The organism is Bacillus sp. PSXD-155, from assembly GCF_049310765.1.
Lineage (GTDB): Bacteria > Bacillota > Bacilli > Bacillales > Bacillaceae_G > Bacillus_A > Bacillus_A cereus.
In genome coordinates this window covers 57,035-83,386 of the sequence record NZ_JBMOWC010000006.1, presented here as the reverse complement: position 1 = coordinate 83,386, position 26,352 = coordinate 57,035, and the positions used below count along the sequence as shown (strand labels likewise).

Here is a 26,352-nt window from a genome sequence, read left to right as displayed (position 1 = left end):
CCCCTTCTAGACTATAATACACTAAAATATCTTGCCTCAGGGTGAGAAAATACCATAGCCGTTACGGACGCTTCTGGCTCCATCATGAATCCTTCTGTTAATGAAATACCTATTTCCTCTGGATGAATTAAGCGAAATAGCTTTTCTTGATCTGCAAGTTCTGGACACGCCGGATAACCAAATGACACGCGTATTCCTCTATATTTCGTACGGAAACGTTCTTCCATCGTCAGTTCAGGTGAGTCTGGAATGCCCCAGCGGTCACGAATGAGCATATGTGTTTTTTCAGCAAGTCCTTCTGCTAATTCAAGCGCTAACGATTGAATGGCATGACTACGTAAGTAATCACCTTTCGCCTTCCACTCTTCAGCAATGTCCCGAACTCCTTCCCCAACCGTAACAGATAAGAAAGCAACATAGTCCATCTCATCTCCAATTGGGCGCAAATAATCGCCTAAAGTACGATAGGGAGCCTTTCCTTGTCTAGGGAATGTGAAACGCTCTATAACACGCGTATGATTTTCTGGATCATATATTACAATGTTTTGTCCGTCGCTTTGCGCTGGGAAAAATTGATACACTGCTTTCGGCTTTAACCAAGATTGTCCTTCCTGCAATAATTCATCTATTAAATCATTTAATTCATGTGCTCTCTTATCTCCCTCTTTCAAAAGCTTCTTCACATTTCCTTTTAATCCAAGGTGATGCCCAAGTAGCATTTGTCTATTTAAAAATGGAGCGAGATGAAGAGCCGGAATATCACGTAATACAATTCGTTTTGTTGAATCAGGCACCATAACCTCAGCCTTCGGTAATGGCTCAATTACTGTTGGAATTTCTATTTTCTTCTCCTCTTTTTTTACGATATGAAGATGACGTTCTTTTTTATCCTGTTTCATCTTCTCACGCTCTTCTTCTTTTTGAAGCTTATTAATAATATCGAGCCCCGTCATCGCATCACTCGCATAACAAACGAGCCCTTTATATGATGGTGAAATTCGATTATCTGTAAACTTTCTCGTTAACGCTGCACCACCTACAACAATGGGCACATCAATATTTGCTGCTTTTAAATCTTCAGCAGTCGTTACCATTTGTTGCGCTGATTTTACTAATAAACCTGAAAGGCCTATAATGTCCGGCTTCTTTTCTTGTACTTCTTGAACAATTCGATCCGAACGTACATTAATTCCTAAATTAATAATCTCATATCCGTTATTCGCTAAAATAATTTCAACGAGATTTTTCCCAATATCATGCACATCACCTTTTACAGTTGCTAATAATACTTTCCCTTTTTTTGCACTATCGCTAGATTCCATATGTGGCTCTAAATAACTTACAGCAGCTTTCATACTTTCGGCACTTTGCAATACTTCAGCAACAATAAGTTCATTATTATTAAATAGTCGTCCTACCTCATCCATCCCTGTCATAAGCGGACCGTTAATAATATCAAGAGGTTTTCTTCCTTCTTCAAGTGCAAGACTTAAATCCTCGTGTAATCCTTGTTTCGTACCTTCTACAATATAATTTGCTAGTCGTTCATCTAGCGTTAACGTTTCTTGCACAACGACATCTTTCTTTTTAGCGACTCGGTAAAAGTTTGTAAATTCTTCTAACGTCTCTTTCGTCGTTTCAAACAGTAATGCATCTGCAAGGTGTTTTTCTTCCTCTGGAATCGACGCATAGCGTTCTAATTTTTCCGTATTAACAATCGCGTAATCTAATCCAGCCTTCGTAGCATGATATAAAAAGACGGAATTCAATACTTCACGTCCAGCCGGTGGTAAACCAAATGATATGTTACTTACACCTAAAATCGTTAAACACTCTGGTAACGCTTCTTTAATAAGGCGAATGCCCTCTATAGTCGCTGCCGCTGAACCAATATATTCTTCATCACCTGTCCCTACTGGAAACACAAGTGCATCAAAAATAATATCTGACGGGCGTATCCCATATTTCGTCGTTAATAATTCGTAACTTCTTTTTGCAATTTCTAATTTTCTTTCAGCACTTACTGCCATACCATCTTCATCGATTGTACCAACTACAATTGCAGCACCATACTTACGAAGAAGCGGTGTTACCTTTTCAAAACGCTCTTCTCCATCTTCTAAATTAATAGAGTTGATAACAGCTTTTCCTTGAATATAAGTAAGTGCTCTTGCCATAACATTTTCATCCGTTGAATCAATCATAATCGGTACTTTTAACACTTTCGTAACTTCTGTCAAAAATTTCTCCATATCTTCTATTTCATCACGATCAGGATCTGCCATACAAATATCAATAATATGAGCATTTTTCTTCACTTGCGCTCTTGCCACTTCAGCAGCCTCTTCAAATTTCCCTTCTGCTACTAATCGTTTAAATTTACGTGATCCAATAACATTCGTTCTTTCACCTACAAATAACGGTCTCATAGACTCATCATATTGCAGTGCCTCTAATCCACTAATTCCATGTCCTTCTCTCTCATGATGGTCACGAGGCTTAAGAGATGCTAGTGCTTCTTTCATTGCTTTTATATGTTCTGGTGTCGTGCCACAACAACCACCGATAATATTAACCCATCCTTCTTCAGCAAATCGCTTCACCTTTTCAGCGAGAGAAGATGGAGACTCATGGTAATGTCCATCTTCATCAGGAAGACCTGCATTTGGATAACAAGAAATGTAACACTCCGATAAATCAGATAGTGAACGAATATGGTCCCTCATAAACTCCGGACCAGTCGCACAATTTAACCCAACAGATAATGGTTTCATATGTTCTACTGATAAATAAAAAGCTTCAATTGTTTGCCCAGCCAGAGTCGTTCCCATTGGCTCAATCGTTCCTGAAATCATAATAGGAACCGTTTTTTTCAGTTCTTCAAAAGCAGCTTGAATTCCAATATAAGCTGCTTTCACGTTACGCATATCTTGACTCGTCTCAACGAGTAATACATCAACTTCTCCCTTTAATAATCCTCGTGCCTGCCTTGTATAAGCCTCAATCAATTCTTCAAAAGTCACACCACCAGTAACACTAATTGCTTTCGTTGTTGGTCCCATCGCTCCCGCAACATATACTTCCTTACCGCTTTCTTTAACAGCTTGCTTCGCCAAAAGTGCTGCCTTTTCATTTAGTTCTTCATCTAAATGAGACAGCTCATAATCACTTAGTACAATATTCGTTGCCCCAAATGTATTTGTTTCAATAATATCCGCTCCAGCTTCAATATAAGCTTTATGAATCTTTAAAATAACGTCTGGTCTTGTTTCTACTAAATATTCATTACAGCCCTCGTACTCTTCTCCTCCGAAATCTTCAGCAGTTAAATCCTCTTGCTGAATCATTGTTCCCATTGCACCATCTAATATTAAAATGCTATTTTGTAATTTTTCTTCTATACACTTCATCAATTAATACCTTCTTTCACTTCTTGCTTTTCTCTTACATATTTAACAAGATGTTCTGTAATTTCATATTTTAAAAATGGTGTAATAAGATAAATACCATTAAAATATTTCATCGCTGCGTCGATCAATTCTTGCGAAATGCGAATCCCTTCCTCAATTGCCGCCTCTTTCGTTTCGTGTCCATCCATTCTCTCTCTTATTTCTTCTGGAAGAGTAATACCCGGTACCTCAAAATGAAGAAAATCTGCATTCCGCTTACTTACTAACGGCATAATTCCAATAAAAATAGGTTGTTCCAAATGCTTTGTCGCTTCATACACTTCTTCAATTAACGCGATATCGTAAATTGGCTGAGTTAAAAAATATTCCGCTCCAGCATCTATTTTTCGTTCCATTCGCTTAACCGCTGCTTTTAAGTGCCTCACGTGAGGATTAAATGCGCCGCCTACAGAAAACCTTGTCGCCGATCCAATTGATTTCCCTAAAATTGAACGTCCATCGTTCATTTCTTTAATCATTTTAATGAGCTCAATAGAGGACAAATCGTATACAGAAGTTGCACCAGGAAAATCACCAACGCGCGCTGGATCACCAGTTAAAGCTAACACTTCTTCCATCCCTAACGCCGATAAACCTAACAAATGAGATTGTAGTCCAATGACGTTATGATCCCTACACGTTAAATGTGTCAATACCGGGATATCATGCTTCGTTAATAACGCACCCATTGCCATATTAGAAATACGAGGCGATGCTAATGAATTATCTGCTAGAGTAATAGCATCTGCTCCCGCTCTTTTTAAAGCTCTTGCTCCTTCAAAAAACCGCTGTGTATCTAACGTTTTCGGTGGATCTAATTCCACTACAACTGTCGTTTGTTTTTTCGCTTTCTCTGCTAGAGTGACGTGAGCCTTCGAACGTTTCTCATGCGTATGAACAACTTTCGGCCTTTGAATGGTGTCTTTTTCTATTACAGGTGTAACATTCGCAACAGCGTGCTTCATACTTTGAATATGTTCTGGAGTCGTACCACAACAACCACCTAATAACCGAATACCTTGCTCAATAAATCTCGGCGTCATCGCCTCAAAATAAGCTGGGCTTCCCTCATATACGTAACGTCCCTCCACATAATTCGGGAGACCTGCATTTGGGTATGCTGATAAATAGCCATTTTGCGGAATCGATATCATTTTGAAAGCCTCCGTCATATGAAGCGGCCCTAGTTGACAATTTAATCCAACAACATTTGCACCGTAATCTATAAGTTGCTTTAATATTTCATTGACATCATTTCCATTTTGAGTCGTACCTGCTTCATGTAACGCTAATTGAGCAACAATTGGAATGTTCGTTTGCTTACGCAATACTTTAACAGCATGAAGTAATTCAAATTCATCGTAAAAAGTTTCTAATAGTAATCCATCAACCTGTTCTTCTAGTAAAGCCCCTGCCTGTTCAAGTAGCATAAACTCCCTTTCCATATCAGTCGTTGTAACGGCTCCGATATGTTTCATACCACCAATTGTTCCTAAAATTGCATTTTTATCTGTAACAGATGCTTTCGCCAGTTTTACTGCCGCTCTATTAATTTCTGTAACTTGATTTTCTAAGCCGTACATACGTAATTTCGCCTCATTTGCTCCATACGTATTCGTTTGAATTACATCTGCTCCAGCAGCTACATATTGTTTATGAATCGATATAATTAAGTCTGGATCAGATACATTCAATTCTTCAAAGCTACTTTGCAAGCCATGTGAATGCAATAACGTCCCAACCGCACCATCACCTATTACAATTCCTTTTGATAATAAATCTAGTAATTTCACGAATCTCCCTCATTTCTATCAATATAAAAACCCCCTCTTCACTTTGAAGAGGGGGACATAATCGTTCCTCCTCTTATTATGCAAAACATTCGTTTTGCAGGTATTAGCACCGTTTCAAACATTTCGTTTGAAGGTTGCCGGGTTTCACAGGGCCTTTCCCTCCACCGCTCTCAATAAGAGTTGTCTTTATTATTTTATTTATGTAGCTAAAAGGAAATGCGTTCCCCTTTTAACAATGTTTGTTAATTTTTTAATAAATTTAGCATGCACAAAAGTAAAAGTCAATGACACTTGCGGAAAAATAAAAAATATTTAAAATAAAGTTGCAATTCAATTATCTTTTGTTGTAAAGTTAAAAACATAATAAAAATTTCATACGAACATTCTTATCTAGAGAGGTAGAGGGACTGGCCCTGTGACGCCTCAGCAACCATTAACATTTTGTTAATAAGGTGCTAATTCCAGCAAATTGTGAAAGATTTGACAGATGAGAAGAAGACTCTATTCAAACCGAAAGCCTTCTTCTTAGAAGGCTTTTTTTATTTTATATTCACTTAATGTTTCAATTTAAAAAGGAGGAATTTTCACATGTCAACAATCGAAACAAAACTAGCACAAATCGGCAATCGCAGTGAAACTACAACTGGAACGGTTAATCCACCAGTTTATTTCTCAACCGCTTATCGTCATGAAGGAATTGGTAAATCTACTGGCTTTGACTATTCACGAACTGGCAATCCAACTCGAGGTCTTTTAGAACAGGCAATCGCAGACTTAGAATATGGCGAACAAGGTTATGCCTGTAGTTCAGGGATGGCGGCTGTTCTCCTCGTCCTTTCTCTATTCCGCTCTGGAGACGAACTTATTGTATCTGAAGATTTATACGGTGGAACGTATCGATTATTTTCTGAACATGAAAAAAAGTGGGATGTTCGATGTAGATACGTAAATACACAGTCTATTAAACAAATTGAGCAAGCTATCACAACTGAAACGAAGGCTATTTTCATAGAAACTCCAACTAATCCATTAATGCAAGTTACTGATATTGCTGCTGTCGCAACTGTAGCGAAAAGGCACGGACTACTTCTTATTGTAGACAACACATTCTACACACCTTATATACAGCAACCATTAACAGAAGGTGCTGACATTGTACTTCACAGCGCAACGAAATATTTAGGGGGACATAACGATGTACTAAGCGGACTTGTCGTTGCAAAAGGAAAGGAACTTTGTGAAGAAATCGCTCATTATCATAATGCATCAGGTGCAGTTTTAAGCCCATTTGACTCATGGTTATTAATTCGCGGTATGAAAACGTTAGCGCTTCGCATGAGACAGCATGAAGAAAATGCGAAAGCAGTTGTTGCATATTTAAATGATGAAGACGGGGTGACAGATGTATTTTATCCTGGAAGAGGCGGCATGATTTCATTTCGCCTTAAAGATGAAGCTTGGATTAATCCATTCTTACAATCTTTATCCTTAATTACATTTGCCGAAAGTCTTGGTGGTGTAGAAAGTTTAATGACTTATCCAGCAACGCAAACACATGCTGATATTCCTGAAGAAATTAGAACAGCAAACGGTGTATGTAATCGTCTTCTTCGATTCTCCGTTGGCATTGAAAATAGTAACGATTTAATTCAAGACTTAAAGCAAGCCATTAAACTTGTAAAAGAAGGTGTAAGAATATGAGTTATTCTATAGATACACTCTTACTACACAACCAATATAAACATGACTCGCAAACAGGAGCTGTGAACGTTCCTATCTATAACACATCAACTTTTCACCAGTTTGATGTAGATACGTTCGGAAAATATGACTATAGCAGGTCAGGAAATCCAACTCGTGAAGCTCTTGAAGATATCATTGCTTTATTAGAAGGTGGAACAAAGGGATTCGCCTTTGCATCAGGCATTGCAGCGATTTCCACTGCATTCCTCCTTCTTTCACAAGGTGATCACGTACTCATTTCAGAAGATGTATACGGAGGCACTTACCGAGTGATAACTGAGGTACTCTCCCGTTACGGTGTTTCACATACATTTGTTGATATGACCAATTTAGAAGAAATAAAACAAAGCATTAAACCAAATACAAAGCTCTTTTATGTAGAAACACCTTCTAATCCACTTTTAAAGGTGACAGATATTCGCGAGATTTCTAAACTTGCAAAATCTATTGGGGCTCTTACTTTTGTTGATAATACATTTTTGACACCACTATTCCAAAAACCACTTGAACTTGGAGCTGATGTTGTTCTTCATAGTGCCACAAAATTTATTGCTGGGCATAGTGATGTTACTGCCGGATTAGCAGTAGTAAAAGATGCAGAACTCGCTCAAAAGCTTGGATTTTTACAAAATGCATTCGGCGCTATTTTAGGACCTCAAGATTGTTCTCTCGTACTTCGCGGTCTAAAAACATTACATGTACGCCTCGAGCATTCAGCTAAAAATGCCAATAAAATTGCACATTATTTACAAGAGCACGCTAAAGTACAAAATGTCTATTATCCGGGATTACAAACACATCTCGGATTTGATATTCAACAATCTCAAGCAACATCAGCTGGAGCAGTCTTATCATTTACTTTGCAGTCAGAAGATGCACTCCGCCAATTTTTATCAAAAGTAAAATTACCTGTTTTTGCAGTTAGTTTAGGAGCTGTAGAGTCAATTCTTTCTTATCCAGCAAAAATGTCACATGCAGCACTGTCGCAAGAAGCTCGTGATGAAAGAGGAATCTCTAATTCATTACTTCGGTTATCAGTCGGTCTTGAAAATGTTAACGATTTAATATCCGATTTTGAAAATGCCCTTTCTTATGTAGAAGAACCTGTAAATGCATAGAGAAAAAAGAAGATATGAGAATAGGTTTTCATATCTTCTTTTTATGCGATTTAGTTATAGTCATTTGAAATTTTTCTTATAGTCCATAAAAAATAAAAGTATATCATCTATTTCTAAATAATGGGTTAATTGATATATTAAGAAATAAAAAAGGGGTAAAAATAATGGATACTTGTGCAGATATTTTAATCGTTATCGATTTACAAAATGGCGTATGTTATGGCGGAGAGCATTTATTTGATTTACAGAACTTACTAACAAAAGTAAATAAAAGAATTTCTTCATACAGAAAATTAAATAAACCAATCCTTTTTGTTCAACATTGTGATGATGATTTAGTACCCGAGAAAGAACTTTGGGCTATTCATACCGATCTTGATGTTCAAGAACAAGATTTTTTTGTAAGAAAAACACATGCAAATTCATTTTATAAAACAAACTTAAAAGAAATTTTAGATCAATTATCTGTAAATCGCATTGAATTTTGCGGTGCCCAAACAGAGTACTGTATGGATGCTACGATTAAGTTTGCCCACGGACTGGGATACGAAAACTTTATGGTACAGAAAACAACCTCTACGTTGAATAATCCTTTTATGTCCGCAAAAGAGACAATTGATTTTTACGAGAACATATGGAATCACAGATTTTTAACGTTGCTAAAAGATGAATTTTAGAATAAATGACTAATGACTTGATTATCCTAAGATTTATCAGCCGTAATCAAATATTTTATGATCACCATAAAGAAGCGAATTACATTCAGCTTCTTTTCTTTTAACCTGTTTTATATTCTATATATATCATTATAATTCCTTTGTCATATTATTTTAAAAATTTTGTATATTCATTTGAAAGAATAAGAAAATCATGATAAAATTGTGTTACAAATATATCTATATCTTTCAATTTTTAAAACGCATCGAAATTTTCACCCAAAAATGTCATTTTACAAAAACGTGCTAATTTACCTATTTTATTTACATCATGGTCTCTTTTCTTACAATTTCTTTACTTTAGGACTTTTTTTCTGCAACAACTATTTTCTTTTCTTTAAATTTTTGGTATGTATAGTATGGTATAATAGCTCACACGGAGGTGGAAAAGAACATGTTAGAAACCTTTCAAAAAGAATTAGAACTATATGAAAGTAATGCAGAATTATTAAAAGTGCTGGCTCATCCTGTTCGTTTATGTATCGTAAAAGGATTAATTGAGCGCGGTCCAAGCAACGTTTCTACAATGTACACTGGCTTAAACATGCCACAATCTACAATTTCACAGCATTTAGCAAAATTAAAAAGCGCTAAAATCGTTTCTAGTGAAAGAAAAGGATTAGAAATTTATTACAAAGTAGAGAACGAAACAATAATTCAACTCGTTCGCGTATTATTAGGTTAGGGACTAATAATCGAAGAAAAAGAACGTATTCTATATTTTTTATCTCATATCTTTAATATAAATATATATCATGAGAGGAAATATATAATACTACATAAGTCGTATTAAAAAACAAGACACAGTATATACTGTGTCTTGTTTTTTATATTGTTACATACCGCTCCAAATGTAAATGTTGCATATCTTTTGTATGTATAACAACATCAAACGCACTCCCTACTCCTCCATTCAAAATCATAGAACGAACTGCTCGATTTTGTTTTTGCGTTTCAGAAAAAGGATTCATATCTTGATGGCTCGTAAGCTGTTCTAATATCCCTGCAGCTAACAAGAACTCAGATTGTTTCTTATGCCATACTGCACTCATTCCTTGCAGACTAAACATCTCCTTTAGCTCGTCCCAATGAATATGAGTAGTAAGATCCATTTCACCTGGATGCGCTAGTGGGTTACGTATTAGCTTATGCTGATAATAACCTCGCAAACTTCCTTCACGGTGTGCTGGATGCATCCATTCTTCTTTTGTGTATCCGTAATCAACTGTAATACATATACCTTTTTGAAACCATTTCGCAATTTCTTTTACATACTCCTCCATCACAAGTGGTACTTCAAAACGTTGCCCTTCAGCAATATGAATATTATATTTCAATAAATATCGACCAATTCTTTTATCTAACGGCCTACATACTTCTGAAAGGTTTCCTTCCTCTGTATATGTAATACGCACTTCATACAACATACCATTTCTTTTCTCAATTATTTCAACAGGAAATGCATCAAACAACTCATTCGAAAAGAGAATTCCCTCAAAAGAATCTCCCATTTCACTATAGGAGGTATAGTACGATACATTAGAAAATGAGCCAAGTTGCTCCTGCTGTAATTTCCTATGAAAAGGGCTCACTTCAATCATTGAATAGTTTAAATCAATAAAGGTTTTTGGAGATAATTGCTTCCATTCTTGTAAAACATCATAGGCAAACTTTCCAGTTCCCCCACCAACCTCACAAATATTCGAAGCAACTTCACCACTTTCAACAAGACGAATAAAAAATTTAGCAAAAGTTTTTGCAAAAACAGAGGATACATTGCTACTTGTAAAAAAATCCCCTTGTCTTCCAATCTTTTCACGTTCTTTCATATAATATCCATGACCTTCTGTATACAATACAAGGTTCATATACGTACTATATGAAATTGAATAATCCTTTTCTTTCCTCATCCATTCTCTTAAAATGAGCTCCATTCCCATAATGATTCCTTATTGTAAAAACGGATTATTTTCTTTTTCAAAACCAATGCTTGTTTCTGGACCATGTCCACATAACACCGCTGTCTCATCTGGTAATACAAATAATTTCTCTTCAATACTTCCAATTAATTCAGCAAAACTTCCACCAGGCAAATCTGTTCTTCCAATGCTCATTTGGAACAATACATCTCCTGAGAATACAGCATTTGCCTCTTTACTATAATAAGAAATACTTCCTGGAGAATGTCCTGGCGTCTCAAAAATTTCAAAATTAAATGATCCAATTGTTAATGTACCTTCTGCATCAATAATATGATCCGCTGGTTTTGCTGTAATACTGCGGTTCATCATAAAAATTTGAGAGCCGTTTACAGTTGCATCTCCTAACCAATCTGCTTCTTCTTTATGTACGTATACAGGAATATGAAAAGCGTCTCTTACCGCATCAACAGCACCGATATGATCAAAGTGAGCATGCGTTAATAAAACAGCCAATGGTTTTAATTGTTCTTCTTGTAAATATGTAACGAGCTTTTCACCTTCGTGACCGGGGTCAAAGATAATGCACTCTTTTTGATCATTCATTAAAATATAAGCATTTGTTTGTAATGGGCCTAACGGCATTTGTATCCATTTCATATGAAAATCTCCTCCAGTTATTAAACTTACTTTTAATGATACAACATTTCTTTCTCTTAGGAAAAGAAAGGATGCTATCTCGACAATCATTTTTAAAACATGTACAATATAAAAGAGTAAATATTCCAAAAACTCATAATAAGAAATGGGTAGACAGAGGAGGATATTGCATGGGCCTTGTTATTATTTTTACACTTGTCACTCTGTTAGCTGTATTTGCTACGCTTAGAACACTTCGTGAAAAAAACTTTTTCGCGAGCGGCTTTGCAATTGCAACTGTACTCGTTTTCGGATGGTTTACGATCATGACTGTTCTATATAACGGGTATCCACCAGCAGCTTAATTCGTTTACACTTTATTCTTCATCGAGATTTCACACAAAAAGAGGAAGGGTTCCCCTTCCTCTTTTCATATTTCAAAACTTATATCATCTTCGCTTCGTATTTGTGCTTTTTTACAAGCCAAGCTCCTCCGATAACACCTGCATCATTACCAAGTGTTGCAATAGCTAACTTCGTGCTCTTTACAGCACGTGAGAAAGCGTATTGCTCGAAATAGCGTTGAATTGGTTCTAATAGCGCATCTCCAGCTTTAGACACGCCTCCACCAATAACAATTTTCTCTGGATTCAACGTACTAGATAGGTTCGCTACAGCTAACCCTAAATAAGAAGCTACTTTTTCTACTACTTCGCCTGCTAATTCATCACCTTGTCCAAGTGCTTCAAAGACATCTTTTGATGTAATACGTCCTTCTTCAGCTAACATAGAACGCAACATGCTTTCTTTATTAGTCTCTTGTATTTTTTGCATAGCAACACGTACAATACCTGTCGCAGATGCTACTGTTTCTAAGCAACCAGACTTCCCGCAATTACATGGGAAAGCATTTTCTGTAACTACTGTAATATGTCCAATCTCACCAGCAGCACCACTCACGCCGTGTACAATCTCACCATTGGCGATTACACCACCACCAACGCCCGTACCAAGTGTCATGCAGATTAAATCTTTTGCACCTTCACCAGCACCTTTCCACATTTCACCAAGCGCTGCTAAGTTTGCATCATTATCAATAACAACAGGTAATCCTGTTTCTACTTCTAATAAATCTTTTAGCGGATAGTTTTTCCACCCTAAATTAACCGCTTCATAAATCATTCCAGATGCCACATGTACAGGGCCAGGAGCTCCCATACCAATACCAATTAACTTGCTCTTCAATTCGCCTAATTCTTCTAGCTTTTTATCAATTGCTTTCGCAACATCAAGTGTAATATGTTTTCCTTGCTCACCTGTATTTGTAGGGATTTCCCACTTATGTAAAATTTCGCCGTATACATTAATAAATGCTAATTTAATCGTTGTACCACCAAGGTCAACACCAACTAACCATTTCTCTTCCATGTTGCTTACCTACCTTTATCTAATTCTTATTTAGCTCTTTTTGAATTTCTTGCTTCAATAAAAATAAAGCTGTTTGATAGTCTTGTGGATCGATTAGCTGTGATTGATTTAATTCACGCAATTCATCTTGCATTAATTGTAAATCTGCAATTCGATCTCCCGTATAAATAATCGTACCAAATTTCTTTAGCAATTGCTGAATATCATAAATAGATACCATTTCATCACCCTCTATGCTCACTTACTATAAAAATTATAATAAGAAAACGTTCACATATTTTATTATAATCAAGAAGAAAAAGTCTCGTCAATTTTTATTTGTCTATACAAGCTCATTTATAAGCATTGTTCCTTTTTCTGTAATAATTTTTTCTATATTTTTATCAAATGGCTCTACCGGAATGTGTTTTACCATTTGAAAATCATATGCTAATGATAGCGTTTTCCCTTTATAATGCACGAGATAACGATCATAATAGCCCCCGCCGTATCCAATCCGTTCTCCTCGTTCTGTATAAGCTACGCCTGGCACAATTTGAAGATCAATGTCATCCGCACTGACCTCTTCCGTAAGTCCCGGAATCGGTTCACGTAAATTCATATACACCGTTTCTAATTGATCAAAATCACTAATTTTCCGGAAGGACATCGTTCTTGTTCCTTTATTACACTTAGGAACTACAACTTTCTTTCCTTCTTCCCAAGCTTTTTCGATAATAGGATATGTATTCACTTCATTTTCCATTGAAAGAGTAATTCCAATTGTTTTAGCTTCAACCCACTCTTTTTGCGCATACAACGAAAATGCAATCTGTTCTGATAAAGTTGTATACTGTTCTTCTGATAAAGAATTCATGTGTTCTATTATTTGTTTACGCAAACGCACTTTCTCTTCTTTCACACATTCTCCTCCTTACAGTGACACTTTACTCTATGATGATAGTGTATCACTTTTAACATAGGAATCGAATAAAAAAAGAAACAGTAGGAAAATATTCCTACTGCTTACTTTGTTTCACGGTGTAACGTAGACTTCTTGTCACGCTTGCAATACTTTTTAAGCTCGATACGCTCAGCGTTGTTACGTTTATTTTTCTTTGAGATATAGTTACGATCTCCGCATTCTGTACATGCTAGAGTAATATTCACACGCATTCTTATTTCCCTCCAGTACTAATAACTTAAATCAGACTATACTATAATACCACTTTTAAAATAAAAATTCTACACCTTTTGATATTGTCTAATTTTTTCTATAAGATTTTTCATGTTTTCCCTTGCTATTACTGGGTTTCTAGCATGTGAATACACTAAAAATTTTGGTTGTTTTGTGTCAGAAACGATATAAGACCACTCTTTTTCAGTATATTTGAACTGTACTCCTTCAAATATGCCTTCTCCCTTCCTTTCAATATCATCCAATAATTTCCTCATAATTTTCCCTTTTTCATTCCATGAACATACCACTTCATCATAAAGTAAATAGAGCGGAGGTGATTGCTCTACTATGCTGAGAAACGTTTTTCCTTGCAATGCTATTAGCTCAAATAATTTTCCAATTCGATATAAAATATCTCGCTTCCACCTTACTTGAAACGACTTCCTTTCATCCTGCGTATAAAACAGAAGATAACATTCTCCTAATTTCAAAGACATTGGGTAAATATTTCCTGTAGATTCGAGTAAGAAATCTGGAATATCTACCTCTTCTAAATCTGTACCCTGGTAAATATTACTATGTTTATCGTATAACTCGAAATGATTTCCTTGCTCAGAAAACATAAGAGCCATATTCGCTTTACTTGATTTCATCAAAGCTTTCACATGATCTTTTTGTTCGCTTGCATAAATCCATGTAACTGTACAACCAAGTCTTTGTAGAAAGAGCATAAGTAAATGTTGCAACGTATCATTTCTCTTATTAATAAGAAGATGAAACTTCTGCATCTGTATTTTCTCGATATCAATATGCCCCAATATAACTTCTATATACTCATTCATAGAAACATGAACCAGCTTATTTCGCCCCATCTCTTTCTCATGCACGTAATAAAACAATTCGGACATATATACTTGTTCTATCTCTTTTTGCTGCTTATACGTTAACGGCATGCCAGCTTGACCATACAACTTTATAACAATCTCATTCTCATTCTCCACTTGAATGAAAACCCCACCTGCACATTGCAAATGATGAACACTATATTGAAAAAGTGACTCGTTCATTTCTTTGCATTCCATCGTATGAATCCCTATACCATGAATAGCATGTAAAAATAAATTTTTATAAGAGGTTGTTTCTATATTTTCTTGACTTCCAATTAATATACTTTCTCCTTTTGTAAAAAGAGAGCCATACGCCATCGCAATCTTCACGATAAACTGGGGAGTAATTTCAACATTCCCTCTTCCTACAATGCGGCTTTTTTGTAACCACCCTGCACTCATTTCACTCTCTTGAATACCAGCCGCTCCTACTATCGAATGACTATCAATCGCCTTATAAGGCCATAGTTTTCCTTTTTGCTTAATTATCGTACTTCTCCCGATATGACAGTGATCCGCTACAATGCTTTTTTGAAACAGTGTAACGTCATCTTCAACTATTGTACGCTCTCCTATTGTCGTTTCTAATAGTTCACAATACTTTCCAATATGGGCATTTGCAAAAACAATACTTTTTTGAAGATGAGAATAATTTGAAACGATACTATTTTTTCCAATAATAGAATATGGCTCAATTACAGCTCCTGTACCAATCTTTGCTCCTTCTCCAATGAAAGAGGGGCCATGAATTTTTGTCCCTTTCCCAATCGTCACCCCTTCTCCCATCCATACCATCGGTAATACTTCCGTATAAGGAATAGGTACTTGTAACTTTTTCGTTAACAAATCAAATTGTGCTTGTCGATATTGATTAAATGTGCCGATATCTAACCAATAACCTTCTGACAAATATGCGAATAACACATTTTTGTTTGCCAATAACGGAAACACATCATGACTGAAATCAAAAAATTGTCTAGGCGGTATGTAAGAAAAGATTTCTGGCTCCATAATATATATGCCTGTATTCACAACATTAGATACTACCTCATTCCAGCCCGGCTTTTCTATATATCGTGTAACCTCCTGGTCTTTATTCATTACAACCAATCCAAATGAGAGTGGATTTTCTACTTCTTTCACAAACATTGTTACCATTCTTCTCTTTTGTTCATGAAACCTAATTCCTTCTGATAATTGAAAGTCAGTTAATGCATCCCCGCTTATTACAACAAATGTTTCATCTAAAAATTGTTCTGCTTGTTTAATACTCCCTGCTGTACCAAGCGGAGGAGAGTCTTCAAAATAATACAAGTTAACTCCCCATTTACTACCATCACCAAAATATCGCTTAATCGTCGTAATCATATATTGAACAGTAATTGCAATTTCACGAATACCATGCTGGCGTAATAACTCAATATTGTATTCTAAAACTGGTTTTTCTAATAATGGTAACATCGGCTTTGGAGTATTACATGTTAATGGTCTAAGGCGTCTTCCTTTTCCTCCAGCTAAAATAACCCCCTTCATATACTTCAGCCTCCACTTATATAATGTTCAGTAGCTCCATATACCATATGTATATTCTCTATCCCACATGAACTAGCAGCATAAACTTGATTAGTTAAACGAATCCTCATTTAAAAGACCCTATAATTAAATTTCCCACCTATAAAAACGTACGTTTAAAACGACAAGAAAGCGCTTACTATTAATTGATAAATAATACTTATTAACGAACAACATATATACTAATTTTCCCATTACATTATGATACATCTTATCATCATAAACTAAAGGAAACAACGAGCTTTTTTTGTCATGTTTTGACTAAAAAAAGCAGGTGATTTCTCATCACCTACTTTCATTCCTACTCATTCAATAAATAATGCTTTCCTTTTACTAAATAAAATACATTTTCAGCAATATTTGTAATATGGTCTGCTACACGCTCAATATATCTCGCCACAAATGATAATTGTGTAATTTGCGTAATTGCTTCTGGTTGTTCCGGAACTGAAGATATAAACTCACGAATTGCTTTTCCATATATTTCATCAACGGAATCATCCATTTCAGCAATTTGTTTCGCGAAAGTTAAATTTTCTTGTTCATATGCTTCTAACGCTAAATGCAACATCTTATTTGCAACCGCAAACATTTCATCCAGGTTGTGCAAACTAACAGCCACTTCTTTTTCCCCAAGACGAATTGTAGCCTTTGCAATATTAACAGCATGATCTGCAATACGCTCTAAATCTGTCGCTGTTTTAATTGAAATAAAGATCCTTCTTAAGTCACTTGCTACAGGTTGCTGCTTCGTAATGAGCATAAGCGCAAGATCGTTTATTTCCTCTTCTAAATTATCCATACGGTAATCACCATCAATGACCTCTAACGCTTTCTCTACATCCCTTGTATGCAGACCTTCCATAGCAATCAATAAAGCCGCATTTGCTAATTCGCCAAGCTCAATCACCTTTTGCTGTAACACTTTTAAATCACCTTGAAACTGTTCTCTTACCATTTTTTCTTCCCCCTCAATATTATGTGCCATTATATACAAAGTGAAACTTTAATCACCCCTCATCAATCGGGCTTTTACAGGCCGCCCGCCCACCTAACTTCTTTGCTTTTGCTGAATTTTGAGGTGGGGTCTTACTGCCCGCAAATAGCGGGATAAACCTCCTACATAACCTCTTACGCTTGTAATAAACCTTAAGATAAAGAGAAGGTATTACTTCCCTATTAAAGTGAGATAAAAATAAGAAATGCCCTCTGTTAAGAGGGCATTTTCTCTTAGCTTTGCAACGATATCAACCAAAGCGACCTGTAATATAATCTTCTGTACGCTTATCTGAAGGCGTCGTAAATAATTTGTTTGTATCTGTATACTCCACAACTTCCCCGCTTAAGAAGAAAGCGGTTTTGTCTGAAATACGCGCTGCTTGTTGCATATTATGCGTTACGATAACAATACTAAAGTCTTTCTTTAACTCTTGAATTAATTCTTCTACTTTTAATGTTGAAATTGGATCTAGTGCCGATGTTGGCTCATCCATTAAAATAACGTCTGGCTCTATAGCTAAGCAACGTGCGATGCATAGACGCTGTTGCTGTCCACCAGATAAACCGTATGCATTATCGTGCAAACGATCTTTTAACTCATCCCAAATCGCTGCTCCGCGTAAACTTTTCTCAACAATTTCATCTAATGTCTTTTTGTCACGAATACCATGGATTTTTGGACCATATGCTACATTCTCATAAATAGATTTTGGAAATGGATTTGGCTTTTGGAACACCATTCCTACGTGCGTTCTTAATTCTTCAACTGGATATGATTTATCAAATATATTGCGTTCTCTATATTCAATTACACCTGTAGTTCGAACGATCGGTACTAACTCTACCATGCGATTTAACGTTTTTAAGTACGTTGATTTACCACAGCCACTTGGACCGATAATTGCTGTAACTTCATTCTCATGAATACTTAAATTAATATCTTTTAAAGCATGGTCTTCCCCATACCATAAATTTAAGTTTTTCGTATCAAATACTACTTTCTTTGGCGCAGTCTCGATTTTCTCTTCGTTTTTCACCTGTACATTTACTACTGTTGCTACCATTTGAATTCCCCTTTCATCCACTTCCAACTTATTTTCGATTTCGTAACCATAAAACAAATATATTGATAAATAGCAACAAACCTAACAAAACAATCATCCCAGCTGCTGCTACATACTGAAATTCTTCTTGTGGCCTACTCATCCAATTAAAAATTTGAATTGGTAAAACTGTAAATCTATCAAACATACTAAATGGAACATAATTTGCAAACGCAAGTGCCCCAATAACTAATAGTGGTGCTGCTTCTCCAATTGCTCTTGATATCGCTAACGTACAGCCCGTTATAATCCCCGGGAAAGCATATGGCAATACAATTTGATACATCGTTTGCCACTTCGTAGCACCTAATCCGTAAGAACCCTCTAATAATGCACTTGGTACTGATCGGATTGCTTCTTGACTCGCCACAACAACTGTTGGTAAGACGAGTAAACTCATCGTCAGTGCTGCTGCAACTATACTCTCTCCTAAATGAAGAGCATATACAAAAATAGTTAAACCAAGCAATCCAAATACAACGGATGGTACTCCTGCTAACGTTTGATTATTAATCTCTACTATTTTTTTAAATAGAGATTCCTTCGCATATTGCTCTAAATAAAGAGCTGTTCCAACTCCAAATATAAAAGAAACAGGTATAACAATACTCATAAATAATATTGTCCCTGACAAAGCTGCAGCAATACCAGCTTCTTTCGGATTACGCGAAGCGAAATTTGTAAAGAAATCTATTGAAAGATAGCTTATACCTTTTTCAACAATTTGAAACAGTAACACAAACAAAATTACGATTGAAAATAAAATTGCTATATAAAATAACAATTTGTAAATTCGATCTTTTAAAAAGCGTGATGCCATATTTTTTTGTATTTTTTTATGATTCAACATCCGCATATTATGTCATCCTCCTAAAACGGCGCATAATTGACTGCGAAATGATGTTCATAATAAAAGTAAACAAAAATAATGTTGCACCTACAGCATACATGCTGTAATACGTAATCGTTCCATGCGGAGCATCACCTAAACTTACTTGCACAATATAGGCTGTTAACGTTTGAATAGAATGTGTCGGATCAAGCGATACATTTGGTGTGGATCCTGCCGCAATTACAACAATCATCGTTTCACCAATTGCACGCGAAGCCGCTAATATAATTGCTGCCATAATCCCTGTAAAAGCGGACGGAAACACCACTTGTTTTACCATTTCAAACCGCGTCGCTCCGAGTGCTAATGAAGCTTCTTTCGTCCCTTTCGCCACAGCTCTCATCGCGTCTTCAGATAGAGATGCAACTGTAGGCATCATCATAAATCCGATAACGATTCCTGGGCTAATCGCATTAAAAAACTGTAAATCTGGTATAATCCTTTGTAAAAGCGGCGTAACAATTGTTAATGCAAAAAAACCATATACAATTGTCGGGATACCTGCTAATAGCTCTAACATCGGCTTTAATATTTTCCGTGCACTATTTGAAGCATATTCGCTTAAAAATACGGCACACGCTAAACCGATAGGAATTGCTACAAACATAGCGATTGCTGTTACAAGGAACGTTCCACATATAAGTGGTAATATACCGAATTTAGGATTTTCAAAAAACGGTAACCATTCTTTCTCCGTCAAAAAGGAGTACAATGATATTTTTTGAAAAAACATGATTGTTTCATTAGAGAGCGTAAAAACAATTCCAAGTGTCGTAACAATAGAAACGCTAGCAATTATTTTTAGTAACAAAGGCATTATTCGATTGATTCGCTGCGTTTTTTTTCTTTGTTTTGTATTTCTTTCAATCAAATGTTGTACAGAAAATGTAATTTGACTTTTGTCATTATGAGCCAAAGATGAAAACCCCTTTCCACCCTGACATTACCTTATTATTTCTGTTAACATACGCAGCTGTTCATTGTATTTTTCTTTTCGTAATTTTACATACCCGACCTCTTCAGCGAGGTTACCAACATGCTGAATCATAAACTCAACATAGTTTGCTACATTCATTTTATTTCGGATAGATGCATTATTCACATAAGTAAGTAGCGGCCTAGATAACGGCTTATACTTCCCTGACTGAATGGTCTCTTTCGTCGGAAATACACCATTCACTTTTATTGCTTTCACCTTATCTCGATTAGCCATATAATAAGCATATCCTACAAAAGCAATGGCATGTTTATCATTCATTACCCCTTGCATAATAACTTGATCATCTTCAGACAAAGAGACTTTTTTTACAATGCGATGATTTTGTAAGATGACATTTTGAAAATAATCATAAGTACCAGAGTCTACGCCTGGTGCATAAAACTTCACTTGTTCACGTGGCCATGTTGAATGAATTTGTGACCATCGCTTCTCTCTTCCATCTTCACTCCACAGTAAACGTAACTCGTCTACTGACATATCGTCTACCCATGTATTGTGCCGATTCACAACAATTGTAAGACCATCGTTAGCGACCTCAAAAGGTGTGAACTGAATAGAGTTTTTCTTCATCTCATTTTTCTCGACTTGTTTCATTACTCTCGAAGCATTATTTATATCTACTTCTCCTTTACTGAAACGATTAAATCCTCCTCCAGTTCCAGAAACACTGATGGAAATTTTCACGTCTGGATGCACCTTTGTATATTCCTCCGCTACTGCTTCTATAATAGGAAAAACCGTTGAGGATCCATCAACTCTCACTTCTCCCATATCATTTAAAGCAAATGCAGTAGACATTTCAAAACAGAGGAACCATATCGATAGTACGAAAATTATAATCGGTGTACGCATCCATTTCACGTGTTCTTCCTCCTAGAAGTAACCGGAAATAACAGGATTACAGATATAAGAATACTGCTAAACTATTAATTCGGTTTTAATTGTTTGTAAAAGTTTTGTAAAGTTCCACAAAAATCAACATACGATAAAGTGAAACTTTAATCAGCCCTCACCAATCGGGCTTTTACGGACAGCCCGACCCCCCACCTAACTTCTTTGCTTTCGCTGAATTTTGAGATGGGAGTCTTACTGCCCGTTAATAGCGGGATACAATTTTAATCGGTAGTAGTTATTCATTTTCTCTGATAATTCCCCTATAAAACAGTTATCCCCTATCTCATCATATACAAGTATTATTTATAAGGCCGCGTGTTTTCCCAATATTTTATACTTGTCCACATTTATTACACGATATGCATAAACCATAAAAAAAAGCACACTATCTTTTCAGATAGTGTGCTTTTTTACAACTTTTTTATTCATCATCTTGCTCTTTATTTTTATTGTCTTTATCATCTTTTGGAGCTTCACCATTTACTTCTTTGTTTTTCAAATCAAAGTAAGCGTCCATAATTTCACGACCAATATATCCATTAATACCAGTCTTATCATCATGTACCCACGGAACGACAACAGAGAATGCTACTTCTGGATCTTCAAGTGGCGCATAACCTACTAATGTTAAGTTATATGTTTCCACACGTTCACCGTTTGCCTTTCTACCAATCTCTTTATCTCCGCCATACACAGTTTGCGCGGTACCTGTCTTCCCTGCCGCTTTATATTTTGCACCTGTAAAGTATTTTGTAGCTGTACCACCTGAATCATTATACACTTGTCTAAATCCTTCTTGAACACGTTTAATTTGCGATTCTGGCATATCAACACGATTTAATACTTTCGGTTCCATAGATTGAACAACTTTCCCAACTTCATCCGGTTTCACTGCCGGTTGACGAATTTCTTTTACAACTTGTGGTTGCATACGATATCCGCCATTGGCAATCGTCGAAATATATTGCGCTAATTGAAGCGGTGTATACGTATCATACTGTCCAATTGATAAATCTAGTAAGAAACCTGGTTGACTACTTCTACCCATCTGACCAGCAGATTCATTCGGTAAATCAATTCCTGTTTTTACACCAAGTCCAAACTGTCCGAAATAATAACGCATCGTATCAAATGCTTTTTGAGGTATATCTAACGTACCACCTCTCACATACTGAACACCGGCGATATTCATCGCTGTTTTAAACATATAAACGTTAGAAGACATTTTTAAAGCTGTAAGATCATTAATGTATCCCATCGTTTTCCAAGACGACTTCGTAGGTGTACCTTTTAATTTAATTGGTTCATCCAATTGCACCGATCCTGGTTGAATCGCACCAGTTTGATATCCAGTAAGTACTGTTGCACCTTTTACAGTTGATCCCATCGGATAAGAACTTGTCATGGTACCTAATGCAAAGTCATTTACTTTCGTTTGACCATCTTCGTTAACTAATTGTTTCCCCGCCATAGATAAAACTTCGCCATTTTTTGGGTTCATCATTACAACGAATGCGCGATCTAAAAGAGGTTCGCTTCCTTTAAACCTCATTAAATTCTTCGCAAGAATATCTTCCACGCGCTTTTGTAATTCCATATCAATTGTTAAGTTCAGGTCATTACCACTTTGTCCTTTTGATACATTAATCGTTTCTAAAATATTACCGTTTTTATCTGTAACATTTCTAACTTCTGCTTTCGTACCGTGTAGGCTATCTTCATACTGTTGCTCAAGATAACTTTTTCCTACTCGGTCATTTCGATTATAATCACGAACAAGATAGTAATCTAGTCTTTCTCTAGGTAAGCCTTCATCAGATGTCGACACCCCACCAAGTACACTTCGGAATAAATCATCGTACGTATATTTTCGATCCCAATCAACATTCGTATCTACACCTGGTAATACTGCTAAGTTTTCACTAATAATCGAATATTCCTTTTCTGTAGCATCCTTTTTAATAACTTGAGGTGTCATTGCATATCCGCCATCCATCTTACTCTTAATCGCTAGTATTTCTAGATCTTTTGCGGATAATTGATTAACCTCTTCTTCTGTTACACGACTTCGCTGGCGCTCGTCTAATTCTTTATCATCAATTTTTTTATCTTTAAACTCTTGACGATCTTTATTCGTAATTTTTTCTTTAGCTTCCTCTTTATGCATAGCAAGCCAATAATCCTTTTTATCGCGATCCGTTAATTTATCTGTCGGTACTTCAATCAAATCTGCTAGCTTTTTCGCTGTTTCTAAGCGATCTTCTGCAGTTGATCCTTTCATTTTTGTAAATGTAATAGTACGAATGGCTACATTATCTACTACAGCTCGCCCATAACGGTCAAATATTTTCCCACGCGGTACAGGATTACTTATCGTTGAGTTTTCTTTCTTCTCCACTTCATTCTTATATTCTTCACCACGAACAATTTGTACATATCCGAGCCTTACAATAACCGCGGAGAACATTAAAAACACGCAGAAAAACAGCACGTTTAACCGAAAAGGAACGTGGGTCTTTTTCTTATTTTGCTTCTGTTTCTTGCTCATACAAACCCCCTCTACCAACAGCTATGTAATGTGAAAGGGACACCTTCATACAGGTGTCCTCACTGCTGTCTTACATCTTTTTCTATTCTAGCATAAAACAAACGAGAAGTTAACCTTCTGGTTCAGTTTGGTTTTGCGCGTTCCCTTGCGTTACAACACTTGCTTTACTCGCATTTCCCTCATCATATTTGACATTTTTAACTGCAAAATAAATAAGAAAATGTCCAGCACCTAAAATACATAATAAGTAAGGTAAACTTTTTTCAGGTGGAAAGAATAGTACAGCACATAAAAAACTTAAAATGGAACAGATTCTTCCGGCGTTTAACCACAGCTCCCGAACAACGACATATTCCACACGCCATTCTCTCGCATTTTTCGCTCTACCAATTACGTCATATGTCATTGATCCGTACGGAACAAGTAAAATAGGATATGCAATTGCAATACATGCCGCATAAATAAGTAATTTCGTGTATGTAACATTGAAAATAACTAAAAAGACGACAGCATATAAAATAATGCCTCCAAGTAAAATTGCTTTTTTTCGCCACTCCTTCTTTAACATACGAGCAACTAAGTAATAACATACAAAGGATACAGCAGAGTTCACTAAACTGTATTTCCCTAATGCAAACTCACTATTAGTTGCTAAATAAACATATACTGAAATGACAAAAATAAACGTTCCTTCTCTCAATCCTTGGAAAAAATGAGCTCGTGTAATCTTTCCCCAATTTTTATCAATCCGTCGTTCTTTCAATACTTGCACGATTTCATAACGCCCTTCACATTCTCTTTTAGATAAAAAGAAGCTTAAGACGACAGCAATTGCAAATAGAACTAATGAAAGAAAGAATATAACAGTATAACCACTCCATTTCTCCATACGTGAAATTGTGTATCCTGCTGCTATTGGTCCGATCATCCCAGAGAAGGATGTAAGAAGTCCAAGAAACCCATTAAAGAAATCTCTTGTTTCTGGTTCTGTAATTTCAAATGTCAATAAGTTAAAAGCCAACCAGTAAAAACCGTATCCTACTCCTAAAAGAGCCCCCATTAATAAAATATACTGAGAAGCACTTTTCCCCGCTACTAAGACAACAATAAAAAAAATTGCGAGCGTTCCTACTCCTATTCGTAATAAAATCGAGCGATCGATACGTTTCGCTAATTTTCCCCCTACAAGAAATGTGAGAGGCTGTAATATAACGCTGGCCAAATTATACAAGCCAAGATTCACATAATTTTGTGTTTGTTTCCATAAATAAATATTTACAAACGTATTCGATAAAGAAATTGCGAGCGTGTATAAACCTCCTATAAGGAGCAATAACACTAAATCCCGATTCACTTCAACGTCACCAATTATATGTTTCCACTTCATACACAACTCTCCTTTACTTCATGTTCTAGTCTTCCAAAGACAAGCCCAATTATGTAAAAGGAAAGCATAGAAAAAAAGCTAGGGGTTCTCCCCTAGCTTTTTTCTATATTTATTACAATTATTTTGCTTCTTGGTAACGTTTTTCAGCAGCGTTCCAATCTACAACGTTCCAGAATGCACCGATGTAGTCTGGACGACGGTTTTGGTAGTTTAAGTAGTAAGCATGCTCCCAAACATCTAAACCGATAACTGGCGTTTTACCTTCAGTTAAAGGAGAATCTTGGTTTGGAGTGCTTGTTACTTCTAGCTCACCATTGTTTACTACTAACCAAGCCCAACCAGAACCGAAGCGAGTTGCGCCAGCTTTTGCGAATTCTTCTTTGAATGCATCGAAGCTACCGAATTTTGCTTCAATTGCAGTTGCAAGTTCACCTACAGGTTGTCCTCCGCCGTTTGGAGATAGGATTGTCCAGAAGAATGTATGGTTAGCATGTCCGCCACCATTGTTACGTACTGCTGTACGGATTGCTTCTGGTACTTCGTTTAAGTTTGCAACTAATTCTTCTACGCTTTTGTCAGCTAATTCTGCATGACCTTCTAAAGCAGCGTTTAAGTTTGTAATGTACGTGTTGTGATGTTTTGTATGATGGATGTTCATTGTTTCTTTGTCAAAGTGAGGCTCTAAAGCATCATACGCATAAGGTAAATTTGGTAATTCGTGTTTTGCCATTGTTATATTCCTCCCAGTTTATGTATTGCCACTTAAGTGACATACAACTTCATTCTACCCTAATTGCCATAGGGTGCAAACAAATAAATCACATTGTCTTGCTATCATTAAAGTAGCAAAATTCCCACTTCTTTTCAATTAAAATGCTCATATATTCCGTAAAAAAAGCTTCCTTCTACAAGGAAGCTTCCTGCTAACATAATAAACATGCGAAATGGATATGGACCCTGTAGGACTCGAACCTACGACCGGACGGTTATGAGCCGTCTGCTCTAACCAGCTGAGCTAAGGGTCCACAATTATGTATGTAACAACATATCAAATAAAGGAATTCCTATCGGATATGCCCTTTAAGAAATGTAAGATAAATTTACCA

22 protein-coding genes, 1 tRNA gene and 2 riboswitches are annotated in these 26,352 nt (G+C 36.2%); of the genes, 5 read left to right on the top strand and 18 right to left on the bottom strand.

The genetic code is table 11. The annotated features are described in order from the left end of the window. Window positions 1–11 precede the first annotated feature (11 nt). Both metH and ACO6VI_RS08520 read right to left on the bottom strand, forming a co-directional pair. Entirely contained in the window at window positions 12–3,410 is a 3,399-nt protein-coding gene (metH, locus tag ACO6VI_RS08525) for a methionine synthase (RefSeq protein ID WP_063548638.1), read from the bottom strand. Continuing rightward, window positions 3,410–5,242, bottom strand: a complete 1,833-nt coding sequence (locus ACO6VI_RS08520; RefSeq protein ID WP_023523019.1) for a bifunctional homocysteine S-methyltransferase/methylenetetrahydrofolate reductase — start codon at window positions 5,240–5,242, stop codon at window positions 3,410–3,412. The genes metH and ACO6VI_RS08520 overlap by 1 nt, the downstream gene beginning before the upstream one ends. 70 nt (window positions 5,243–5,312) lie before the next feature. Further along, a riboswitch (SAM riboswitch) is annotated at window positions 5,313–5,422 on the bottom strand. A gap of 203 nt (window positions 5,423–5,625) precedes the next feature. Beyond that, window positions 5,626–5,736: riboswitch (SAM riboswitch) on the top strand. 94 nt (window positions 5,737–5,830) lie between these two features. Between ACO6VI_RS08520 and metI the strand changes: the two genes are divergently transcribed. From metI to ACO6VI_RS08500, 4 genes are all read left to right on the top strand, one after another. Next, entirely contained in the window at window positions 5,831–6,943 is a 1,113-nt protein-coding gene (metI, locus tag ACO6VI_RS08515; RefSeq protein WP_063548640.1) for a cystathionine gamma-synthase/O-acetylhomoserine thiolyase, read from the top strand. Further along, a complete protein-coding gene (gene metC / locus ACO6VI_RS08510; RefSeq protein ID WP_063548642.1) occupies window positions 6,940–8,103 on the top strand; it encodes a cystathionine beta-lyase in 1,164 nt (387 codons plus the stop codon). Before metI ends, metC begins: the two co-directional genes overlap by 4 nt. 164 nt (window positions 8,104–8,267) lie before the next feature. Beyond that, window positions 8,268–8,780 (top strand): cysteine hydrolase family protein, encoded by a 513-nt coding sequence (locus ACO6VI_RS08505; RefSeq protein WP_000379154.1) that lies wholly within the window; start codon window positions 8,268–8,270, stop codon window positions 8,778–8,780. Between the two features lie 433 nt (window positions 8,781–9,213). Beyond that, window positions 9,214–9,504: an ArsR/SmtB family transcription factor gene (locus ACO6VI_RS08500; RefSeq protein WP_000894377.1), complete on the top strand. Its 291-nt coding sequence runs from the start codon at window positions 9,214–9,216 to the stop codon at window positions 9,502–9,504. Window positions 9,505–9,646: 142 nt separating this feature from the next. Here ACO6VI_RS08500 and ACO6VI_RS08495 read toward each other — a convergent pair whose 3' ends face one another. After that, a complete protein-coding gene (locus ACO6VI_RS08495; RefSeq protein ID WP_063548644.1) occupies window positions 9,647–10,759 on the bottom strand; it encodes a class I SAM-dependent methyltransferase in 1,113 nt (370 codons plus the stop codon). A 9-nt stretch (window positions 10,760–10,768) separates the two neighbouring features. Beyond that, complete coding sequence (locus ACO6VI_RS08490; RefSeq protein WP_000871225.1) at window positions 10,769–11,398, bottom strand: MBL fold metallo-hydrolase; 630 nt, start codon at window positions 11,396–11,398, stop codon at window positions 10,769–10,771. A gap of 170 nt (window positions 11,399–11,568) precedes the next feature. On the opposite strand from ACO6VI_RS08490, the gene ACO6VI_RS08485 reads away from it, so the two are divergent. After that, window positions 11,569–11,742, top strand: a complete 174-nt coding sequence (locus ACO6VI_RS08485) for a DUF2759 domain-containing protein (RefSeq protein WP_000524852.1) — start codon at window positions 11,569–11,571, stop codon at window positions 11,740–11,742. A 79-nt stretch (window positions 11,743–11,821) separates the two neighbouring features. Here ACO6VI_RS08485 and glcK read toward each other — a convergent pair whose 3' ends face one another. The 14 genes from glcK to ACO6VI_RS08415 form a co-directional block, all read right to left on the bottom strand. Beyond that, entirely contained in the window at window positions 11,822–12,805 is a 984-nt protein-coding gene (gene glcK, locus ACO6VI_RS08480; protein ID WP_000391701.1) for a glucokinase, read from the bottom strand. A gap of 19 nt (window positions 12,806–12,824) precedes the next feature. Continuing rightward, window positions 12,825–13,025, bottom strand: coding sequence for a YqgQ family protein (locus tag ACO6VI_RS08475; protein WP_000253699.1), 201 nt, complete (start codon window positions 13,023–13,025; stop codon window positions 12,825–12,827). A 102-nt stretch (window positions 13,026–13,127) separates the two neighbouring features. Beyond that, complete coding sequence (locus ACO6VI_RS08470) at window positions 13,128–13,706, bottom strand: 5-formyltetrahydrofolate cyclo-ligase (RefSeq protein WP_000656861.1); 579 nt, start codon at window positions 13,704–13,706, stop codon at window positions 13,128–13,130. A gap of 104 nt (window positions 13,707–13,810) precedes the next feature. After that, window positions 13,811–13,960 carry a 50S ribosomal protein L33 gene (rpmG, locus tag ACO6VI_RS08465; RefSeq protein WP_001265616.1) on the bottom strand — a complete coding sequence of 50 codons (150 nt, stop codon included), beginning with the start codon at window positions 13,958–13,960 and terminating at the stop codon, window positions 13,811–13,813. A 69-nt stretch (window positions 13,961–14,029) separates the two neighbouring features. Continuing rightward, the gene (locus ACO6VI_RS08460; RefSeq protein WP_088021660.1) at window positions 14,030–16,384 is read right to left on the bottom strand and encodes a sugar phosphate nucleotidyltransferase; all 2,355 of its coding nucleotides are present in this window, start codon (window positions 16,382–16,384) and stop codon (window positions 14,030–14,032) included. 340 nt (window positions 16,385–16,724) lie between these two features. Continuing rightward, window positions 16,725–17,381, bottom strand: coding sequence for a phosphate signaling complex protein PhoU (gene phoU, locus ACO6VI_RS08455; protein ID WP_000251246.1), 657 nt, complete (start codon window positions 17,379–17,381; stop codon window positions 16,725–16,727). Between the two features lie 289 nt (window positions 17,382–17,670). After that, a complete protein-coding gene (gene pstB, locus ACO6VI_RS08450) occupies window positions 17,671–18,486 on the bottom strand; it encodes a phosphate ABC transporter ATP-binding protein (protein ID WP_000226681.1) in 816 nt (271 codons plus the stop codon). A gap of 28 nt (window positions 18,487–18,514) precedes the next feature. Continuing rightward, window positions 18,515–19,381 (bottom strand): phosphate ABC transporter permease PstA, encoded by an 867-nt coding sequence (gene pstA / locus ACO6VI_RS08445; RefSeq protein WP_029443309.1) that lies wholly within the window; start codon window positions 19,379–19,381, stop codon window positions 18,515–18,517. 1 nt (window position 19,382) lies between these two features. Then, on the bottom strand, window positions 19,383–20,333 hold the full coding sequence (gene pstC / locus ACO6VI_RS08440; RefSeq protein ID WP_000940904.1) for a phosphate ABC transporter permease subunit PstC: 951 nt from the start codon (window positions 20,331–20,333) through the stop codon (window positions 19,383–19,385). A gap of 27 nt (window positions 20,334–20,360) precedes the next feature. Beyond that, a complete protein-coding gene (locus ACO6VI_RS08435) occupies window positions 20,361–21,269 on the bottom strand; it encodes a PstS family phosphate ABC transporter substrate-binding protein (RefSeq protein ID WP_153596372.1) in 909 nt (302 codons plus the stop codon). A 463-nt stretch (window positions 21,270–21,732) separates the two neighbouring features. Beyond that, on the bottom strand, window positions 21,733–23,859 hold the full coding sequence (locus ACO6VI_RS08430; protein ID WP_000038978.1) for a peptidoglycan D,D-transpeptidase FtsI family protein: 2,127 nt from the start codon (window positions 23,857–23,859) through the stop codon (window positions 21,733–21,735). Between the two features lie 109 nt (window positions 23,860–23,968). Next, window positions 23,969–25,246, bottom strand: a complete 1,278-nt coding sequence (locus ACO6VI_RS08425; protein ID WP_000871362.1) for an MFS transporter — start codon at window positions 25,244–25,246, stop codon at window positions 23,969–23,971. A 118-nt stretch (window positions 25,247–25,364) separates the two neighbouring features. Continuing rightward, window positions 25,365–25,976, bottom strand: coding sequence for a superoxide dismutase [Mn] (sodA, locus tag ACO6VI_RS08420; protein ID WP_001052031.1), 612 nt, complete (start codon window positions 25,974–25,976; stop codon window positions 25,365–25,367). 221 nt (window positions 25,977–26,197) lie between these two features. Further along, window positions 26,198–26,271: transfer RNA gene (locus ACO6VI_RS08415), tRNA-Ile, on the bottom strand. Between the last annotated feature and the right edge of the window lie 81 nt (window positions 26,272–26,352).

What these genes read in the sequence shown, in the direction of transcription:
- metI (WP_063548640.1), top strand. Translation starts at nt 5,831, where the DNA reads ATGTCAACAATCGAAACAAAACTAGCACAAATCGGCAATCGCAGTGAA.
- ACO6VI_RS08505 (WP_000379154.1), top strand. Translation starts at nt 8,268, where the DNA reads ATGGATACTTGTGCAGATATTTTAATCGTTATCGATTTACAAAATGGC.
- glcK (WP_000391701.1), bottom strand. Translation starts at nt 12,805, where the DNA reads ATGGAAGAGAAATGGTTAGTTGGTGTTGACCTTGGTGGTACAACGATT.
- pstA (WP_029443309.1), bottom strand. Translation starts at nt 19,381, where the DNA reads ATGCGGATGTTGAATCATAAAAAAATACAAAAAAATATGGCATCACGC.
- ACO6VI_RS08430 (WP_000038978.1), bottom strand. Translation starts at nt 23,859, where the DNA reads ATGAGCAAGAAACAGAAGCAAAATAAGAAAAAGACCCACGTTCCTTTT.
- ACO6VI_RS08490 (WP_000871225.1), bottom strand. Translation starts at nt 11,398, where the DNA reads ATGAAATGGATACAAATGCCGTTAGGCCCATTACAAACAAATGCTTAT.
- ACO6VI_RS08460 (WP_088021660.1), bottom strand. Translation starts at nt 16,384, where the DNA reads ATGAAGGGGGTTATTTTAGCTGGAGGAAAAGGAAGACGCCTTAGACCA.
- phoU (WP_000251246.1), bottom strand. Translation starts at nt 17,381, where the DNA reads ATGGTAAGAGAACAGTTTCAAGGTGATTTAAAAGTGTTACAGCAAAAG.
- ACO6VI_RS08425 (WP_000871362.1), bottom strand. Translation starts at nt 25,246, where the DNA reads ATGAAGTGGAAACATATAATTGGTGACGTTGAAGTGAATCGGGATTTA.
- metH (WP_063548638.1), bottom strand. Translation starts at nt 3,410, where the DNA reads ATGAAGTGTATAGAAGAAAAATTACAAAATAGCATTTTAATATTAGAT.
- sodA (WP_001052031.1), bottom strand. Translation starts at nt 25,976, where the DNA reads ATGGCAAAACACGAATTACCAAATTTACCTTATGCGTATGATGCTTTA.
- ACO6VI_RS08485 (WP_000524852.1), top strand. Translation starts at nt 11,569, where the DNA reads ATGGGCCTTGTTATTATTTTTACACTTGTCACTCTGTTAGCTGTATTT.
- ACO6VI_RS08435 (WP_153596372.1), bottom strand. Translation starts at nt 21,269, where the DNA reads ATGCGTACACCGATTATAATTTTCGTACTATCGATATGGTTCCTCTGT.
- pstB (WP_000226681.1), bottom strand. Translation starts at nt 18,486, where the DNA reads ATGGTAGCAACAGTAGTAAATGTACAGGTGAAAAACGAAGAGAAAATC.
- metC (WP_063548642.1), top strand. Translation starts at nt 6,940, where the DNA reads ATGAGTTATTCTATAGATACACTCTTACTACACAACCAATATAAACAT.
- rpmG (WP_001265616.1), bottom strand. Translation starts at nt 13,960, where the DNA reads ATGCGTGTGAATATTACTCTAGCATGTACAGAATGCGGAGATCGTAAC.
- ACO6VI_RS08500 (WP_000894377.1), top strand. Translation starts at nt 9,214, where the DNA reads ATGTTAGAAACCTTTCAAAAAGAATTAGAACTATATGAAAGTAATGCA.
- ACO6VI_RS08495 (WP_063548644.1), bottom strand. Translation starts at nt 10,759, where the DNA reads ATGGGAATGGAGCTCATTTTAAGAGAATGGATGAGGAAAGAAAAGGAT.
- ACO6VI_RS08475 (WP_000253699.1), bottom strand. Translation starts at nt 13,025, where the DNA reads ATGGTATCTATTTATGATATTCAGCAATTGCTAAAGAAATTTGGTACG.